The 17,133-nt window shown below is 71.5% G+C and carries 19 protein-coding genes and 1 tRNA gene; 11 read left to right on the forward strand and 9 right to left on the reverse strand.

Annotated elements, in window-relative coordinates; all coding sequences use genetic code 11:
• Window positions 1–57: 57 nt before the first annotated feature.
• Window positions 58–798 (reverse strand): cobalt-precorrin-6A reductase, encoded by a 741-nt coding sequence (locus tag ACFYSH_RS10000; protein WP_388751998.1) that lies wholly within the window; start codon window positions 796–798, stop codon window positions 58–60.
• A 20-nt stretch (window positions 799–818) separates the two neighbouring features.
• On the opposite strand from ACFYSH_RS10000, the gene ACFYSH_RS10005 reads away from it, so the two are divergent.
• Complete coding sequence (locus ACFYSH_RS10005; RefSeq protein WP_359463986.1) at window positions 819–1,937, forward strand: cobalt-precorrin-5B (C(1))-methyltransferase; 1,119 nt, start codon at window positions 819–821, stop codon at window positions 1,935–1,937.
• A gap of 37 nt (window positions 1,938–1,974) precedes the next feature.
• On the opposite strand, the gene cobM is transcribed toward ACFYSH_RS10005, so the two are convergent.
• Both cobM and cbiE read right to left on the reverse strand, forming a co-directional pair.
• Window positions 1,975–2,724, reverse strand: a complete 750-nt coding sequence (gene cobM / locus ACFYSH_RS10010; protein WP_359463983.1) for a precorrin-4 C(11)-methyltransferase — start codon at window positions 2,722–2,724, stop codon at window positions 1,975–1,977.
• The gene (gene cbiE / locus ACFYSH_RS10015) at window positions 2,721–3,998 is read right to left on the reverse strand and encodes a precorrin-6y C5,15-methyltransferase (decarboxylating) subunit CbiE (RefSeq protein WP_388751740.1); all 1,278 of its coding nucleotides are present in this window, start codon (window positions 3,996–3,998) and stop codon (window positions 2,721–2,723) included. Before cbiE ends, cobM begins: the two co-directional genes overlap by 4 nt.
• A 183-nt stretch (window positions 3,999–4,181) precedes the next feature.
• Here cbiE and ACFYSH_RS10020 point away from each other — a divergent pair, with 183 nt between their 5' ends.
• The 5 genes from ACFYSH_RS10020 to ACFYSH_RS10040 all read left to right on the forward strand — a co-directional run bounded on the left by ACFYSH_RS10020 (window position 4,182) and on the right by ACFYSH_RS10040 (window position 8,287).
• A complete protein-coding gene (locus tag ACFYSH_RS10020) occupies window positions 4,182–4,610 on the forward strand; it encodes a YciI family protein (RefSeq protein WP_388751742.1) in 429 nt (142 codons plus the stop codon).
• Window positions 4,611–4,779: 169 nt separating this feature from the next.
• The gene (locus ACFYSH_RS10025; protein WP_359464157.1) at window positions 4,780–5,391 is read left to right on the forward strand and encodes an HhH-GPD-type base excision DNA repair protein; all 612 of its coding nucleotides are present in this window, start codon (window positions 4,780–4,782) and stop codon (window positions 5,389–5,391) included.
• Between the two features lie 83 nt (window positions 5,392–5,474).
• Window positions 5,475–7,016: a M28 family metallopeptidase gene (locus ACFYSH_RS10030; protein WP_359463978.1), complete on the forward strand. Its 1,542-nt coding sequence runs from the start codon at window positions 5,475–5,477 to the stop codon at window positions 7,014–7,016.
• Between the two features lie 233 nt (window positions 7,017–7,249).
• Complete coding sequence (locus ACFYSH_RS10035; RefSeq protein ID WP_003955420.1) at window positions 7,250–7,546, forward strand: type II toxin-antitoxin system VapB family antitoxin; 297 nt, start codon at window positions 7,250–7,252, stop codon at window positions 7,544–7,546.
• A 141-nt stretch (window positions 7,547–7,687) separates the two neighbouring features.
• Complete coding sequence (locus ACFYSH_RS10040) at window positions 7,688–8,287, forward strand: LytR C-terminal domain-containing protein (RefSeq protein ID WP_388752000.1); 600 nt, start codon at window positions 7,688–7,690, stop codon at window positions 8,285–8,287.
• A 34-nt stretch (window positions 8,288–8,321) separates the two neighbouring features.
• Here ACFYSH_RS10040 and upp read toward each other — a convergent pair whose 3' ends face one another.
• Entirely contained in the window at window positions 8,322–8,957 is a 636-nt protein-coding gene (gene upp / locus ACFYSH_RS10045) for a uracil phosphoribosyltransferase (RefSeq protein WP_351273336.1), read from the reverse strand.
• Window positions 8,958–9,071: 114 nt separating this feature from the next.
• On the opposite strand from upp, the gene ACFYSH_RS10050 reads away from it, so the two are divergent.
• From ACFYSH_RS10050 to ACFYSH_RS10065, 4 genes are all read left to right on the forward strand, one after another.
• Window positions 9,072–9,308, forward strand: a complete 237-nt coding sequence (locus tag ACFYSH_RS10050; protein WP_359463976.1) for a hypothetical protein — start codon at window positions 9,072–9,074, stop codon at window positions 9,306–9,308.
• A gap of 216 nt (window positions 9,309–9,524) precedes the next feature.
• Window positions 9,525–10,091 carry a hypothetical protein gene (locus ACFYSH_RS10055; RefSeq protein WP_388751745.1) on the forward strand — a complete coding sequence of 189 codons (567 nt, stop codon included), beginning with the start codon at window positions 9,525–9,527 and terminating at the stop codon, window positions 10,089–10,091.
• 81 nt (window positions 10,092–10,172) lie between these two features.
• Window positions 10,173–10,601, forward strand: a complete 429-nt coding sequence (gene tadA / locus ACFYSH_RS10060; protein WP_388752002.1) for a tRNA adenosine(34) deaminase TadA — start codon at window positions 10,173–10,175, stop codon at window positions 10,599–10,601.
• 102 nt (window positions 10,602–10,703) lie between these two features.
• Window positions 10,704–10,788 (forward strand) — tRNA-Ser (locus ACFYSH_RS10065).
• Between the two features lie 39 nt (window positions 10,789–10,827).
• On the opposite strand, the gene ACFYSH_RS10070 is transcribed toward ACFYSH_RS10065, so the two are convergent.
• From ACFYSH_RS10070 to ACFYSH_RS10080, 3 genes are read right to left on the reverse strand one after another with little or no spacing between them, the layout of a single operon-like run.
• Window positions 10,828–11,517 carry a response regulator gene (locus tag ACFYSH_RS10070; RefSeq protein WP_359463971.1) on the reverse strand — a complete coding sequence of 230 codons (690 nt, stop codon included), beginning with the start codon at window positions 11,515–11,517 and terminating at the stop codon, window positions 10,828–10,830.
• Complete coding sequence (locus ACFYSH_RS10075) at window positions 11,493–12,614, reverse strand: hypothetical protein (protein ID WP_388751747.1); 1,122 nt, start codon at window positions 12,612–12,614, stop codon at window positions 11,493–11,495. The genes ACFYSH_RS10070 and ACFYSH_RS10075 overlap by 25 nt, the downstream gene beginning before the upstream one ends.
• The gene (locus ACFYSH_RS10080; protein WP_388751749.1) at window positions 12,611–13,705 is read right to left on the reverse strand and encodes a sensor histidine kinase; all 1,095 of its coding nucleotides are present in this window, start codon (window positions 13,703–13,705) and stop codon (window positions 12,611–12,613) included. Before ACFYSH_RS10080 ends, ACFYSH_RS10075 begins: the two co-directional genes overlap by 4 nt.
• Window positions 13,706–14,400: 695 nt before the next feature.
• Here ACFYSH_RS10080 and ACFYSH_RS10085 point away from each other — a divergent pair.
• Window positions 14,401–15,237 (forward strand): BTAD domain-containing putative transcriptional regulator, encoded by an 837-nt coding sequence (locus ACFYSH_RS10085; protein ID WP_388751751.1) that lies wholly within the window; start codon window positions 14,401–14,403, stop codon window positions 15,235–15,237.
• Window positions 15,238–15,296: 59 nt separating this feature from the next.
• Here ACFYSH_RS10085 and ACFYSH_RS10090 read toward each other — a convergent pair whose 3' ends face one another.
• Both ACFYSH_RS10090 and ACFYSH_RS10095 read right to left on the reverse strand, forming a co-directional pair.
• Window positions 15,297–16,067, reverse strand: a complete 771-nt coding sequence (locus tag ACFYSH_RS10090) for an ABC transporter permease subunit (RefSeq protein WP_359463960.1) — start codon at window positions 16,065–16,067, stop codon at window positions 15,297–15,299.
• A 2-nt stretch (window positions 16,068–16,069) separates the two neighbouring features.
• Window positions 16,070–16,981 carry an ATP-binding cassette domain-containing protein gene (locus tag ACFYSH_RS10095; protein WP_359463958.1) on the reverse strand — a complete coding sequence of 304 codons (912 nt, stop codon included), beginning with the start codon at window positions 16,979–16,981 and terminating at the stop codon, window positions 16,070–16,072.
• Window positions 16,982–17,133 lie beyond the last annotated feature (152 nt).

Raw genomic sequence — 17,133 nt, forward strand, 5'->3', positions numbered from 1 at the left:
CGTGACGCCGGTGAGTGGGTCGGTCCCCACGCTAGTGCCACTGACAATCCGGCCACGTCACGGGAGAAGGGCCCGCAGCAGGGCAAGAGCCTCATCCGGCGTCCCGGCCACCGGCACACCTGGCGGGACGGGCGGCCGGGCGACCACCACCACCGGAATCCCGGCCTCCCGGGCCGCGGTGAGCTTGGGGGCGGTCGCCTCACCGCCGCTGTCCTTCGTGACGAGGACATCGACGCGATGCCGCCGGATCAGCTCACGCTCGCCCTCCAGGGTGAACGGCCCCCGGTCCAGCAGGACCTCCATCCGCGCCGGATGCGGGGCCTCGGGTGGGTCCACCGAGCGCATCAGGAACCACAGGGAGTCCAGTGCGGCGAACGCAGCCAGACCCATGCGTCCGGTGGTGAGGAAGACCCGCGCACCGAGCTCCGGCAGCAGTTCCGCCGCGCCCGCGAGCGAGTCGGTGACCTGCCATCGGTCGCCCTCGACGGGAACCCAGCCGGGCCGCCGGAGGGCCAGCAGGGGAACATGGACAGCGGCGGCGGCCGAGGCCGCGTTGAAACTGATCGTTCCGGCGAAGGGATGGGTGGCGTCGATGACCACATCCACATGGTGTGCGCGGAGCCAACCGGCCATGCCCTCGGCTCCTCCGAAGCCGCCGACGCGCACGTCGCCGGAGGGCAGCTTCGGGCGGGCAACGCGTCCCGCGAGTGAGCTGGTCACCCGGACCCCGTCCGTGACCACCAGGAGCTCCGCCAGCCGGCGGGCCTCCGTCGTGCCACCGAGGACGAGTACGTGCAAGGGCATGGGTCGGTCCCTCCATGAGCAGTGAGGCGCAGGGCGGGCGCACCGCCCAACTCAAGCACACCGGCCTGCGGCCGGGATGGACGACCGGAGCCTGCGCGACGGCGGCGACCACGGCCGCCTACACAGCCCTGCTGACCGGGGAATTCCCGGACCCGGTGACCATCACCCTGCCCAGGGGACAGACGCCCGCCTTCGCGCTCGCGGTGGAGGAACTCACCGACGGTCAGGCCGTGGCAGGCGTCGTCAAGGACGCCGGCGACGATCCGGACGTCACCCACGGCGCGCTGGTGCGATCCACGGTACGGCTGCTGCCGCCGGGCTCCGGAGTGGTGTTCCGGGCCGGGCCCGGCGTGGGGACGGTGACGCTTCCCGGGCTGCCGCTCGACGTCGGGGAGCCCGCGATCAATCCCGTGCCCCGTCAGATGATGCGGGACCATGTCGCGCGGGTGGCGCGGGAGCACGGCGGCACCGGAGACGTGGAGATCACGGTCTCGGTGGACGACGGTGAGGAGATCGCACGTTTCACGTGGAACATCCGCCTGGGCATCCTGGGTGGAATCTCGATCCTGGGCACGACCGGCATCGTGGTGCCGTACTCCTGCTCGGCCTGGATCGACTCGATCCGCCGCGGTGTGGACGTGGCACGCGCGGCCGGCCACCGGCATGTCGCGGGGTGCACGGGCTCGACCTCGGAGAAGACGGTGGTGGCCGAGTACGGACTGCCGGAGATCGCCCTGCTCGACATGGGGGACTTCGCGGGTGCGGTGCTGAAGTACGTACGCCGGCATCCGGTCGAGCGGCTGACCGTCTGCGGAGGGTTCGCCAAGCTGTCCAAGCTGGCCGCCGGGCACCTGGACCTGCACTCGGGGCGCTCCCAGGTCGACAAGCCCTTCCTGGCGCGCCTGGCCCGGCAGGGCGGTGCGAGCGAAACCCTGGCGGCGGAGATCGAGGTCGCCAACACCGGCCTCGCTGCGCTGCAGCTGTGCACGGCGGCCGGGGTGCCACTGGGCGACCTGGTCGCGGTGGCGGCCCGCGACCAGGCACTTTCGGTACTGCGGGGAGCACCGGTGGAGGTCGACGTGATCTGCGTCGACCGAGCGGGGGCCGTCGTCGGGCGCAGCGATCCCCGGTGAGCGGGGTGGGACGGCCACCGTCCCACCCGTCCGGCCGTCAGCAGGTGTGGCGGTCCCGCGCCGGCGAGTAGAGGTGACTGTCGCGGAACTGCTCCGCACCAAGGGTCCGGCCGACCATGATCACCGCTGTCCGGATCACCCCTGCCGCCTTCACCTGCTCCGCGATGGACCCCAGCGTGCCACGCAGGACGACCTCGTCCGGGCGCGAGGCCATGGCGACCACGGCGGCGGGGCAGTCGGCCCCGTAATGCGGAAGCAGCTCCTCGACCACCCGGTCCACGTACCGCGCCGCGAGGTGCAGCACGATCAGCGCGCCGCTGCGGCCCAGCGTGGCCAGGTCCTCGCCTTCGGGCATCGCCGTGGCCCGCTGGGCGATCCGGGTGAGGATCACGGTCTGCCCGACCGTGGGCACCGTCAGCTCCCGCTTGAGCGCCGCCGCGGCCGCGGCGAACGCGGGGACTCCGGGCACGACGTCGTACGGCACCCCCGCCTGGTCGAGCCGCCGCATCTGCTCGTTCACCGCGCTGAAGACCGACGGGTCACCGGAGTGCAGCCGGGCCACGTCGTGGCCCTCCTCATGGGCGCGCACCAGCTCGGCGGTGATCTGGTCGATGTCCAGCAGGGCCGTGTCCACGAGCCGGGCGTCCGGCGGGCATTCGGCGAGCAGTTCACGCGGCACCAGGCTGCCCGCGTACAGGCAGACGGGGCTGGCGGCGAGGACGCGGGCACCGCGCACCGTGATCAGGTCGGCGGCGCCGGGGCCCGCGCCGATGAAGTACACGGTCATCTGTCGTCTCCTGAAGCGTGCGAGGGTTTCTGTACGGACCACTGGGTGACGGGCATCGCCTGACGCCAGCCGGTGAACCCGCCGACGGGCACGGCATGGGCCACCGCGAGGCGGACCAGGTCGCCGCCGAGCCGCCGGTACCACTGGGCGAGCAGCGCCTCCGACTCCAGCGTCACCGTGTTGGCCACCAGCCGGCCGCCCGGCGGCAGCGCGTCCCAGCAGACGTCGAGCAGCCCCGGCGCGGTGAGCCCGCCACCGATGAACACGGCGTCGGGGACGGGCAGTCCGGACAGGGCGTCCGGTGCGCGGCCGGTCACCACGCGCAGTCCGGGGACTCCGAGCCGGTCCGCGTTACGGGCGATGCGGAGCGCCCGTACCGGATCGCGTTCCACGGTGACGGCGTGGCAGGACCGGTGGGTGCGCATCCACTCCGCCGCGATCGATCCGGAGCCGCCGCCGATGTCCCACAGGAGCTCACCGGGCGCGGGTGCGAGCACCCCGAGCGTGGCCGCCCGTACGTGCCGCTTGGTGAGCTGCCCGTCGTGTTCGTACGCCTCGTCGGGAAGCCCGGGTACGGCTCCGAGGCGCAAGGTCTCCGGGGTGCTCCGGCAGTCCACCGCGATCACGTTGAGCGGGTCGCCGGGCGGGTGCTCCCAGGTGTCGGCGATGCCGTCCAGGCAGTCCTCGGCGGTGCCCCCGAGCTGTTCGAGGACCCGCATGCGGCTGGGCCCGTAGCCGTGGGAACGCAGCAGGCCGGCCACGGCGGCGGGTGTGGTGGCGTCCGCGGAGAGCACCAGCAGCCGGCGCCCGTCGTGCAGCGCGCCGGCCAGCCGGGCCGTGGGGCGCCCGACGAGGGTGACGGTCTCGGTGTCCTCCACCGGCCAGCCGAGCCGGGCACAGGCGTAGGCCACCGAGGACGGGTGCGGCAGCACCCGGAGCGCCCCCGCGCCCAGCTCCTCGGTGAGGGCCCGGCCGATGCCGTAGAACATGGGGTCACCGCTGGCCAGCACCGCGGTCCGGCTCCCCGCGTGCGCGGCGAGCAGCCCGCGCACAGCGGGCCGCAGGGGCGAAGGCCAGGGCACCCGTCGGCCCGCGCATTCCGGCGGGAGCAGCCCAAGTTGGCGTTCCCCGCCGATCACGACCTCCGCGTCCAGGAGTACCGCGCGTGCGGTCTCCGGCAGACCGGCCCAGCCGTCGGCGCCGATCCCCACGACGCTCACGGCGGACGCGGGCGCCGGGTCGGCGGACGGGAAGGATGCGGGGACGGGGGACACGACCGGTACCTCGGGGTTGGCGGGACGACGCAGCCGAACTCTACGGGGGCTGACTCCGGGCCTGCGCGGCGGAGTGATTTCGCGGGATCTCCCGCGTGGTGCCGGGAACCGGCCCCCGGCTTCGACGTCCCCTGGGGGCGTTGTCCCACGAGGGGCGGCATCCGAGAGCAGAGGAGCGGCACCATGAAGTACCTCGTGATGGTTCACGGTTCGCAGGCCGATTACGAGGCCATGGCCGGCAAGCCGTCGGCCGGAAGCCCGGCCTGGACCGAGCAGGACATGCAGGCGATGTTCGCGTTCATGGAAGGGGTCAACAACGACCTGGTCGCGTCCGGCGAGATGGTGGACGGCAACGGCCTGGCCACCCCCGCCTCGACCCGCGCGGTACTGCCCGGCGCGGACGGCAGGCCGGTGGTCACGGAAGGCCCGTACGGAGACGCCCAGAAGCAGATCGCCGGGTACTGGGTGCTCGACTGCGCGAGTCCGGAGAGGGTCACCGAGATCGCGGCGCGCATCGGTCTGTGTCCGCAGCCCGAGGGCGCGCCCGTCTACCCCGTGGTCATCCGGCCGATCATGGACGACGGCAGTGAGCTCGCGGAGGCCACCGCCTGACAGGCGTGGTGCGGGCCGTAGCCCGCCCGGACCGAGGACCTGCCGCCCCGGCACCGCCATGCGCCGCAGGCCCTCGGACCCCGGGCGCCGGGACGCGGCGGGACGCGGCACCCCCCGACTGCCGCTCACCGAGTCGCCGATCCCGGCCGCTCTCGCGATCATCGAATACATGACCAAGAGCGACAGCGGGAAGGCCCGCACGGTGCGGATCGCCCAGGAGCCCGACGCGGACGAACTGCTGGGCCGCAGTCCGCTCGCCGCCCTCGTCGGCATGCTGCTGGACCAGCAGGTACCGATGGAATGGGCCTTCACCGGCCCGCTCTCCCTGGCCCGGCGCATGGGGTCCGAGGACCTGGACGCCCGGGAGATCGCCGCGTACGACCCGGAAGCCTTCATCGGGCTGTTCACCGAGAAACCCGCCCTGCACCGGTACCCGGGTTCCATGGCAAGGAGGGTGCGGCAGCTCTGTCAGTACCTGGTGACCGAGTACGACGGGCGGGCCGAAACCGTCTGGTCCGACGCCACCACCGGGGCCGAGCTGCTGGAACGGCTCAATGCACTGCCCGGGTTCGGCAAGCAGAAGGCACAGATCTTCCTGGCCCTGCTGGGCAAGCAGTTCGACGTACGTCCGACGGGCTGGCGGGAGGCCGCAGGGGCGTACGGCGAAGAGGGCTCGCACCGCTCGGTGGCCGACATCACCGGACCCGACTCGCTCACCGAGGTGCGGGCCTACAAGCAGCGGGCGAAGGCGGCGGCCAAAGCCGCGCACCGTACCCCGTGACCGCGAACGGCCATGCGCTCCGACGAGGACAGCGGCCGCCGCACCACCCTCCCCCGCAACCGCTCACACCCGGAAGGACTCCCGTGCACGCAACCCGTCACAGAGCCTTGGCCGTCGTCGCCGCCACCGCTCTGGCCACACCGTTCCTCCTCGCCGCGTCCCCGGACCACGGACACGCGTCCCACGGCCCGGCCGAGGACGCCGCCGCGCTCTCACGGCAGCTGGTCGACAGCGCGTCCGCCCAGGGAGCGCACCGGCACCTGGAGCGGTTCCAGGCCTTGGCCGACGCGGCGGACGGTCACCGCGCGGCCGGTTCGACCGGTCATGACGCCTCCGCCGCCTACGTCCACCGGCTGCTGCGGAAGGCCGGATACCGGGTCGCGTCCCAGCCGTTCGACTTCATCTACGCCGAGACCCTCGCCGAGAGGCTCTCCGTCGTCTCCCCCACACCCCGTGACCTCACGGTCAGGGCGATGACGTACACCGCCTCCACCCCGGAAGGCGGTGTCGAGGCGGTCCTCGCCGCCGTCCCCGCCGACGACACCACCGGCTGCGAGGCGGCCGACTACACAGCCGCCGACGTCACCGACAAGGTCGCGCTGATCAAGCGTGGCGGCTGCACGTTCGCGGAGAAGCAGGCCGCGGCCGCGGCGGCGGGCGCGGCCGCCGCGGTGATCTACAACAACACCGAAGGGGCCCTCTCCGGCTCTCTGGGCGACGCAGCCGCCGGGAAGATCCCCACCGGCGGAATCGCCCGGGACGAGGGTGAGGGGCTCGTCGCGGACCTGGCGAAGGGCGAGGTGAAGGTGTCCCTCGAGATCCGGGAGCTACGGGAGGAACGCACCACCCACAACGTCGTCGCCGAGACGCGCGGCGGGGACGCCGCGAGGACGGTCATGCTCGGCGCGCACCTCGACTCGGTCACCGACGGCCCCGGTATCAACGACAACGCGACCGGCTCGGCCGGACTCCTCGAAGTCGCCCTGAAGCTGGCCGAGTCCCACCGGACACCCGCCCACAAGGTGCGGTTCGCCTGGTGGTCGGCGGAGGAGAACGGGTTGCTGGGTTCGGAGGCCTACGTGGCGAAGCTTCCCGAGGCGCGACGCGCGAACATCGCGCTCTACCTCAACTTCGACATGATCGCCTCTCCGAACGGCGCGCAGTTCGTCTTCGACGGCGACGACTCCGACGGTGTGGGCGCGGGCCCGGGCCCCGAGGGGTCCGCCCAACTGGAGCGTGACATCAACGCGTTCCTCGACAGCCAGGACAAGCCCCACACCGGCACGGACTTCTCCGGGCGCTCCGACTACGGGCCGTTCATCGAGGTCGGCATCCCGTCCGGCGGTACGGACACCGGCGCCGAGGGCGTCAAGACGGCCGCGCAGGCCGAGACGTACGGCGGGACGGCCGGCGTCGCCTACGACCCCTGCTACCACGCGGCCTGCGACGACCTGGACAACATCGACACGGGGCGCTTCGACACCAACATCGATGTGATCGCCCACGCGGTGGGCACCTACGCCCACGATCTGAGCTCCCTGAGCCGTCCGGTCCCGGCCGCGGACGACGAGTCCCGCGGCGGCGTCGGCCTGCGCAAGGGCCACGCCCAAGGTGTCACCGAGTGACGGACGACGTGCACACACTCCGCGGGCGACGCGCTCCCCGCCCGCGGAGTGACGCCCTGGGGCGATATCGGGCCGCCGCCGTGCGGTGGCGGTTCTCCGGGTGCCCTCACCGGCATGCCCCCGCACACACATCGGAGGCAGTAACGCTTTGAGGTGTTTCATACCGTTCTGCCGGACCTTGCAGTCCGGTTCCCTGGCTGCGCCCGCAGGTCCTTCCCCGGTAGGCTTTCCGCGTGATCTTCAAGCGCATCGGAAATGGGCGGCCGTATCCCGACCACGGCCGGGAAAGCACCCGCCAGTGGGCGGACGTCGCGCCGCGCCCGGTCCGCCTCGACCAGTTGGTGACCACCAAGGGCCAGCTGGACCTCGAGACCCTGCTCGCCGAGGACTCCACCTTCTACGGCGACCTGTTCGCCCACGTCGTGAAGTGGCAGGGCGACCTCTACCTCGAGGACGGGCTGCACCGCGCCGTGCGCGCCGCCCTGCAGCAGCGCCAGGTACTGCACGCCCGCGTGCTCGAACTGGGCTGACCCCGCCACTCCCACCCGTGGAGCATTTCGGGCCTTTCGGGTGTTTTTATGCTCAGATGGGTGCCATACGTTGATCGTTTGGTAGGCATCATCACCAGGTCGCACTACGCTGCGCCCATGAGCATGCTGACCCCTCCCGGCATGGGCGGAAAATACCGCATCACGGGTAACGCGTACCCGCGCATGCGCCGCCCCCGTCATCGCCGCAAGCTGGTCCTTTCGGTGGCCTCCGCCGTGGTCGCCCTCGGCCTGGCCGGATGGGGCACGCTCCAGATCGTCGACGTCTTCACCGGTGGCGACGGACAGGCCAACGCGGCCGGCCGGCCGAAGGCCTGCCCCTCCCCGAAAGCCCCGGCGCCCGCGAAGGCACTCCCGAAGCCGGCCGCCATCAAGGTCAACATCTACAACGCGACGCCCCGCAGCGGGCTGGCCAAGGCCGCAGCGGACGAGCTCAAGAAGCGCGGCTTCGTCGTCGGCAAGGTGGACAACGCCCCTGCCGCGTACGACAAGAAGGTGCCCGGCGCCGGAATGCTGCTCGGCGGCCCGACGGCCATGAACGGCTCCTTCCCGGTGCTCGCGACGCAGCTGCCCGGGATCACGCAGAAGACCGACGCCCGCAGGACGGCGGACGTCGATCTGATCATCGGTACGAAGTTCAAGGCGTTCAGCACCCCCGCGGCTGCGGCATCGGCGCTCACGGCCCTGACGAAGCCGTCCCCGGCGCCGGCGCCCTCCTGCTGAAGCGGCAGGGCCGGCCCGGGGCGGCCGGACCGGATCAGCCTGCGGTGCCGTACATCCGGTCCCCGGCGTCGCCGAGCCCCGGCACGATGTAGCCGTTCTCGTTGAGCCGCTCGTCGACCGAGGCCGTGACCACCGTGACCGGCGTTCCGGCCAGCTCGCGCTCCATCACCTCGACGCCCTCGGGCGCCGCGAGCAGCACGACCGCGGTGACATCGTCCGCGCCGCGCTTGATCAGCTCCCGGATGGCCGCCACGAGCGTGCCGCCCGTGGCAAGCATCGGGTCCAGTACGTAGACCTGACGGCCGGAGAGGTCCTCGGGCATCCGCGTGGCGTACGTCTCCGCCTGGAGCGTCTCCTCGTTGCGGATCATGCCCAGGAAGCCGACCTCGGCCGTCGGGAGCAGACGCACCATGCCGTCCAGCATGCCGAGACCGGCGCGCAGGATCGGGACGACCAGGGGACGCGGATGCGACAGCTTCACACCGGTCGTGGGCGTCACCGGGGTCTCGATGTCGACCTGCTCGGTCCGCACATCCCTGGTGGCCTCGTACGCGAGGAGGGTGACCAGCTCGTCGGCGAGCCGCCGGAAGGTCGGGGAGTCGGTGCGCTTGTCGCGCAGTGTGGTGAGTTTGTGCGCCACCAGCGGGTGGTCGACGACGTGGATCCGCATGCCGTCAACAGTAACCGGGCCCCGGCGGGCTTCCCGCCGGTCCGCACTGGCATCAAGCGCCTGTTCGGGGGGAAGGTGGGGGCATACGGACCCAGGCTTGGGGTGGTGTGTCGATTGCCCGACGGGGAGCAGCGGAATCAGCGGCAGGCCGGACGCGACGCGCGCGACCTGCCCGACACTCAGGAGAACGTGCCGGACGCGCAGGAGAGTGAAGCGGCACGCCGGAGGCGCAGGGCGCAGTTCCTCCGTGAGCTCCATGAGGCGAAGCAGTTGCGTGACCGGGTCCAGCCGCGCCGGGCCCGCGCGGCCCGTATGCGCCAACAGATGCGGATGCGTACGTTCCGCTGGTGAGGGCGGCCCCCGGGGGCGGCCGGGTCGCCCCGCAGGGGCGCGGGAGCACCCTCGGCGGACACCCGCTTCTGACAAATGGTGGCCGACGCAACGGTCGAAGAGGCTTCGCATCGCGCTCGTTTCTGCCACGATGCCGGTTGGGCGGGGCCCAGAGCAGCCGGACGACCGGCTGCCCTCCCGTCGGACCGATTCACCTATTCAAGTGGGAGAGTCACGGTGTACTTCGCCGCACTGCTCGCGCGCACCGAAGACGGGTGGGAAGCGAGCGACACGGAACTCGACGATGTGGAAACCCTGTCCGACCTGACGGATCTGGCCCGTGAGGCCTCGGTGGACGAGGACACCGTCCTGGTCTACATCGAGCAGGAGGACGCCTGGTTCGGCGTCCTCAGGGTGGACGGTGAGGAGGACCCCCGTATCTACGTCTCGGACGCGTCCGCCGCCGCCCGCTCCTCGTACGGGGAGATCCTGCTCACCGATGAACTGCTCGGCCGCGAGCCGGGGACCGAGGACGAGATCGCCGCACTCGAGGAGCTCGTGGACCTCGACGGTACGGAGGACGGCGAGCCGGAAGACCCCCGGTCCGACAGCGTCGGCAGCGCTGTCGCCGAACCCGACCTCGATCACGACTCCGACGCCGTACCTGCGGGGCCGATCGGTGATCTCGGGGTCCTGGCCGACCTCGGGGTGTCCGAGAAGGATCTGCTGACCCTGCGCACGGACGCGCTGACGGAGATCGCGGACGCACTGGGAGCGGCCGAGGTCCTGGAGGCCGTCCGTTAGGGTCCGCGGGTGAACGCACCACCGCCCACCTCCTCCTCACCACCTCCCGCCGATCCCGTGAGGGACCCGTGGCAGGCACCCATGCGCCGGGCCCTGGACGAGGCCGCGCAGGCGGCGTCGGCCGGCGATGTGCCGGTCGGCGCCGTCGTGCTGGGCCCCGACGGCGCCCTGCTCGCCGCCGGCCACAACGAGCGCGAGGTGAGCGGCGACCCGACGGCGCACGCCGAGGTGCTCGCCCTGCGCCGTGCCGCCGCCGCTCTCGGCTCCTGGCGGCTGACCGGCTGCACCCTGGTCGTCACCCTGGAGCCCTGCACGATGTGCGCGGGCGCCCTCGTCCAGTCCCGGATCGGACGGGTGGTCTACGGGGCCCGGGACGAGAAGGCCGGGGCCGCCGGTTCGCTCTGGGACGTCGTACGCGACCGCAGGCTCAACCACCGCCCCGAGGTGATCAACGGCGTCCTGGAAAGCCGCTGCGCCGACCTGCTGACGGCGTTCTTCCGGGAGCGCTGAGGAGAGCGCCGCGGGAGCGCCGGGGCTGCCCCCACCGCGCGCCGACCCGTCGCCGGGAATCGGATTTCGAACCAGGGCCCGGCATGGTCTAAGCTCTCTCTCGGTAGCGTGTCCGAGCGGCCGAAGGAGCTCGCCTCGAAAGCGAGTGTGGGGAAACTCACCGAGGGTTCAAATCCCTCCGCTACCGCAGGTGGATGAAGGGACCGACCCGTACGGGTCGGTCCCTTCACTGCGTTCCGTCTCCGTTCCCGCCGACCGCCGCCGACTCGTACCCCGTGATGTCGTCGGGCGTCACCAGGCCGTCCTCGATCGCCCGGGCCAGCATGTCCGCCTTGGTCGGCGCGGTTCTGCCGACCTGCGCGTACTTGACTCTCGCCCGACGGATGTACACGTCCACCGTGTGGACCGACACATCCATGCGCCGGGCGACCGAGGCCTTCGACATGGACTGGAACCACCACAGCAGCGCGGTGCGTTCCTGCGAGGACAGCTTGGGTCTGCTCGCGCCGCGATCACCGACGAGGACCCCCGCGGCCGTCGGCGTGACGTAGGGCCTGTCGCCGGCCGCCGCGAGAACCGCGTTCACCAGATGCGCCCGGCCCTCGTTCTTCGCGACGAACTCGCACGCGCCGGCCTCCAGTGCTTCCAGCACCACCCGCTGCTCGGTGAACTGGGAGAAGGCGATGACCCGCTGCCCCGCCGCGGCCAGCGTCGCGATGTCGCCGATGACCAGTCGGCCGTGCAGATTCAGATCGAGGATGAGGACGTCCGCGACACCAGGCTCCACATCCGCCGTCTCGCCGGTGTGCCGGACCGAGATCCGTGGCTCCTCCGACAGCCAGGTCTGGATGCCCTCGATGACGACGGGGTGGTCGTCGATGACGGCGACGGTCAGCGAGCCGGTCGTAGCGGCCATCGGGTTTCCCACCACAGCTGGTCCTCCTCCTGGTCGTACACGGCGGACACGGTGAGCGGGCCCGGCGCCTTCTCGAGCGTCTCCGGTGGGGCGTCGGCCACCACGCTCACCACGACCTCATCGGATGTCGTCACCACGGTCACCCGTGCCCGGGTGCCGGCGGCGGCCAGGACCAGCAGGGTCCCCTCCGCCAGTTCACGCCGGACGGTTGTCGGCAGTCCGGGCAGTTCGCCGTAGCTGAGCAGGGTCACGCGCACGCCACGGCGCTCGGCGACATCGGCGCAGGCCCGCAGTTCGTTCAGGAGCGGGTGCGGGGTGTCGTCCGTCTCCACGAACAGCCTCCTCAGGCGTGCCGCCTCCACGGCGGCGCGCCGGCGTACGACGGTGTCCCCCGGGTCCAGCCGGCGCTCCGCCAGCCCGCGCAGCAGCGGTTCCACCCTGACGCGCAGATACTCGTAGCGGCGCCTGCGCTCGGCGTGCACGGCCTCGTCGGCGGTGGCACGGGCGAGGTGCTCCGCCTGCGCCGCGGCGACCTCGGTGGCTTCCCTCGCGCCGTCGTTGAGCCGCCGTGCCAGGTACGCGAAGGTCAGCTGGATCCCGGCGGTGGTGTAGACCGCCGCCAGCAGACGGGAGACCGTGACCTGGTCGAGCGCCCCGTCAGCGGCCAGGAAGCCCACCGTGACGGCCGTGTTGGCGGCGAGCAGGGTGATCAGCTCCCACAGCGGACGCTGCACCAGGAGCAGCACACCGAACCAGCCCACGGTGTTCCACGCCCAGCTCACGTCGCCGATCGCCCCGCCCGGCGGGTACGTGGCGGTGGCGACGACACCGGTGACCAGCGCCGCCGCCGCGAGCAGCCGCGCGGTGCGCCCGCTGAGCACGTCGCGCAGCAGCAGGACGGACCCGGCCGTCTGGATGACCACGAGGGCCAGCCATGCCCCCGCGGCCGCCGCCCGCGGCTCGTACGTCGGCCAGCCCCTCAGCACCAGCACGGTGTCCAGTCCCAGGTGCCAGACGCCGACGATCGCCACCAGCCCGATGTTGACCGCCTTGGCGAAGCGGGTGGCGACCACTCCCTCGACGACGCCGACGGTCATGGTTCCCACCTCAGCACGACGCGGGTACCCGCTCCGGGGGATGACACCGCTCGGGCGCTGCCACCCACGGCGCTCATCCGGCCGTAGACCGATTCCCGCAGGCCACGCCGGTGGGAGGGCACGGCAGAGGGGTCGAATCCGCGTCCCTCGTCGTGCACTTCCACGGCGACGCCCTCCCCGGCAGGTCCGGCCGTGACCCGGACGGCGCAGGTGTCCGCGTGCTGGGCCACGTTGGTCAGGGCCTCCGCGAGCCCTTGCGAGAGGGCCTCCACGACCTCGTGGGGCAGGTCCAGCGGCGGCACGTCGAACTCGATGTCCAGAGGCCGGAGACCGACGCGGTGCGTCACCACGACGGTACGCAGCGCGACGTCCAGCGGTGCGGGGTCGTGCGCGACGGTACGTGCCGTGCTCGGATGGGCCCGCAGGTCCTCGATGACGGCCAGGTCGGCCGCGGCCCGTTGCGGCAGCGCGGCGGAGTCACGGGTGATGCTGCTGGTCCCCACCATGGTGAGCGTCGCGAGCACGGTGTCGTGCAACAGCCGCTGCTGGTGCAGTTCGTCGGTGCGGGCGGCCGACCTGGCCCCCGCCGATGCGCGCGCAGACGCCTTCTCGGACAGCGCGAGGTCCGCCCTGCGCGCTCCGTGGCGCAGCAGGACCATGACGGCGGCGGCGAGCAGCCCCTGGAGCACGAGGACGACGGAGGCCTCCCGTATGCCGGCGCCCGCCGCGTGTGCCGCCGCGATGGCGATCGCGGCGGCCATCGCCACGGGCTGTCGCAGCATGAACTGGGCGATGAAGACGCCGGTGCCGGCGATCATGTCGATCCACCCGGAGCCCGCACTCGCTCCCAGGACGTCGGCCGGGACGAGGTTGCCCTGGGCCAGACAGAGCACGAGGACGACGGCGACGTCACCCGCGTAGACCCAGGGGTACGGCTTCGGTCCGAGCGTCAGAACGGTGAACAGGAAGCTCCACAGCAGCAGTCCGACGACCGCGACGGCCACCCAGAGCGAGCGGGCGGGCGGTGCGAAGCCGACCACGGCGACCACGGTCGCCCCGACGGCACTGGTCCCCCTCAGGACAGCGGCCATGCGTGCGGACTTGCGCCGGAGCTGCAGTTGCGCGGGCCCCTGTACCGGCGGGCCGCCCTCCTCGGAGGGATGCCCGCCTCCGTCCGGAAGGGCACGGGATCCGACCGCATTCCTCACAGTGTTTCCCCCGAACGCCGACGAGACTCCAACCTAGGTGAGCGCGAGGCCGACGGACAGAGGCTGTGTGAGGCATCTCACCGCTCCTGCCGCGCGGACAATGAACCCGCTTCCCGACAAAAGACGCACATGAGCAGCGGTGATGTCACGTGTTCGCGTGACACGCCCTTCTCCGGTCCGCCACGTAATCTTCGATACCAGGACGATCGAGGGGGGACCTCAGGTGCGACGCGAGGCTCGACGGAATGCCGAGAACCGACAGGAGGCGGTCACGCCCCTCTCCCGGCCGCGGGGCACTGCCCGCGCACAAGGCCGGTAGCCGGCCGGCCCACGGCACATCCACCGCGCACGGTCGTCCACCCGGAGACCGGAAGGTGGAGCAGAAACGATTCTCAGCGGCACGCCGCCCGCAACCGTGGCAGAGCCCCTGCACAGTGGAGCGGCACGCCGGCGTCGATCACTCACCGGGAGGTCAGGAGAGGTCGCCCCGGGAGTCCGGAACGTCTTGAAGGTGGTCGCGGTGGTGGTCGCCGGCTCAGGCGACACCGCCCCAGTCGATGAGAGTGAGACACGGGGACATGCTTTTCAGGATTCTGGGCCCGCTGCGGGTCCACGAGGCCAGTGCCATGGGATCGCCCGTCCGGCGCGCCATTCTCACGGCCTTCTTACTCCGGCCGGGACGGTCCATAGGCATCGGGGAACTGCTGGAGCTGCTGTGGGACGAACCACCGGCCTCCGCGACGGCCAACATCCGCAGTCATATAGCGGGTTTGAGACGTGACCTGGAAGACATCGCTCCCGGACTCAGCGACCGGCTGAAGACCTACCGGGGCAGCCAGAGCAGTTACGGACTGGACGTAACCTCCGCGGAGTTCGATCTGGCGAAGTTCACGCGCTCCGCCCGGGACGGCAGGAGTCTGCTCCTGAGCGGCGACGCCGACGCCGCGGCCGACGCACTCGAGGAGGCCACCGCTCTGTGGCGTGGGCCGTTCGGCCTCGACCTGCCACCGACACGGTGGTTCACCGGGCACGTCGCCGGCCTCAACAGCGCCCGCATCGACGCCTACCAGGACCTGTTCACCGCCTGCATCCTGGCGAACCGGACCGAGATGCTCTGTTACCGCATAGAGCGCGTCATCGTGGAGGAGCCCTATCGCCAGAGCCTCTGGGAACTGCTCGCCGCAGCGCATTGTGTCTGCGGCGACGCCGTCGGTTCCCTGAACGCGATCAAGCGATGTCAGACGCTGTTCGCCGACGACCTGGGGCTCGGTCTGCCGCCGACCGTCGAGGCCATGCGGAGCGCCGCGCTCAACTGGGACAGTGCCCGAGCCCTGCGCCTGATCGAGGCGCGCGCCTCGGCCTCGGACAGCGGTCAGCGGTATCGCGCCGCGCCGAAGTCCTTGGCGCTGTCCTGACCGGAGGGGCCGGCGCACCACGCGCGCGCCGGCCCCCCTCGTGCCCACCGGGTACGGCGTCAGCTGTCCCTGCGTCGCATCGCCACGTACCCCAGCGCCACCGAGGCGGCGGTCCACGCCACGAGCACGGCCATACCGGTCCACGCGTTGAGCACCGTGCCCGCGGGCTGCTCCCGGAAGAGGACGAGCCCCCCGGCCACGTCGGGCAGGAACTGCGCGACGTTCTTCACGCCGGGCAGGTTGTTGAGGATCGTCGAGACCATGAAGAACAGGGGGATCAGAATGCCCATCGTGAGCGCGGAGCTGCGCAGCACGGTCGCAAGGCCGACGGAGAACGCGCAGAGCAGCGTCGTGTAGAGCACCGCCCCGATCAGCGCCCGGGCCACCCCGTCGTCGGAGAGCGACACGCTCCGTGTACCGCCCAGGGCCACCTGGGTGGTGAAGAAGCTGACGACCACCACGACGAGGGACGTCACGAACGCCGTCGCGGTGCCGGTGAGCACCTTGGCCAGGTAGAAGACGCCGCGCCGCGGCACCGCCGCGAGCGAACTGCTGATCGTGCCCGACGCGTACTCGCTGGTCACGGTGAGCACGCCGAAGACGACCAGCGCGATCAGGCCGAGCCGGAGTCCGCTGAAGCCCGTGGAGACCGGGTCGAAGTCCGCCTTGGCCTGAGCGCTCATGCCGTCGTACACGCCTCGCATGAAGTATCCCGTGAGGAGGGCGACTCCCACGCTCAGGAGGAGGAACACGGCCAGATTCCACTGGGTGGAACGCAGGGTCCGGATCTTGGTCCATTCGAAGGCCATCGCCGCACGTGTGTCCGACATCGTCACCGCACCTCCTTCGCCCGGTAGTCCACCGCGTCGGCGGTGAGTTGCATGAAAGCCGCCTCCAGGGACGCCACTTGGGGACTCATCTCGTACACGGTCACCTGGTTCGCGGACACCAGCGCGCCGACCCTCTCCAAGGTGGTGCCGACCACCTCGATCGCTCCGTCGGGCCCCGTGTCCGTCTGTACGCCCTCGGCCGCCAGGACGTCCCGAAGCCGCTCCGGCTCGGGCGTGCGGATGAGGATGTAGGAGCGGGAGTTGCGGGCGATGAACTCCTCGACCGGCATGTCCGCCAGGAGACGGCCCTGGCCGATCACGATGAGGTGCTCGGCGGTCAGGGCCATTTCGCTCATCAGGTGGCTGGAGACGAACACCGTACGTCCCTCGTCCGCCAGCCTCTTCATGAGCTCCCTGATCCACAGGATGCCCTCAGGATCGAGGCCGTTGACCGGCTCGTCGAGCAGCAGGACCCGCGGATCGCCGAGGAGGGCGGCGGCGACACCCAGGCGCTGGGTCATCCCCAGGGAGAACCCCTTGGCGCGCTGCTTCGCCACCGCGGCGAGCCCGACGATCTCCAGGACCTCGCCGACCCGCCGGTCGGGGATGCGGTTGCTGCGGGCGAGGCCCAGGAGGTGCCCGTGGGCCGTGCGGCCGCCGTGCAGCGCTCTGGTCTCCAGGAGGGCGCCGACCTCGCACAGCGGCTGCGGCAGGTCCACATAGGGTCTGCCGTCGATCAGGACCTGGCCTGACGTCGGGCGGTCGAGCCCGATCATGGCGCGCATCGTGGTCGACTTACCCGCTCCGTTGGGGCCGAGGAAGCCGGTCACACGGCCCGGTCCGACACGGAAGGACAGGTCGTCGACAGCGAGCGTCGCTCCGTAGCGTTTGGTCAGTTGCTGTACTTCGATCATGGGCCATCACTCGCGCTCAGGGGTGGGGGACAGGCCCCGGCCGGTGCCGGAAACGGCGTGGCCGAGGTGGCTTGATGGGCTCGGGACGGCGCCGACGCGCCGGCGCCCCGAGCGGGTCCGGGGTCCAGCGCGGTCCGTACGAGGGTGTCCAT

This window comes from Streptomyces sp. NPDC005791, from assembly GCF_042871485.1.
Classification (GTDB): domain Bacteria; phylum Actinomycetota; class Actinomycetes; order Streptomycetales; family Streptomycetaceae; genus Streptomyces.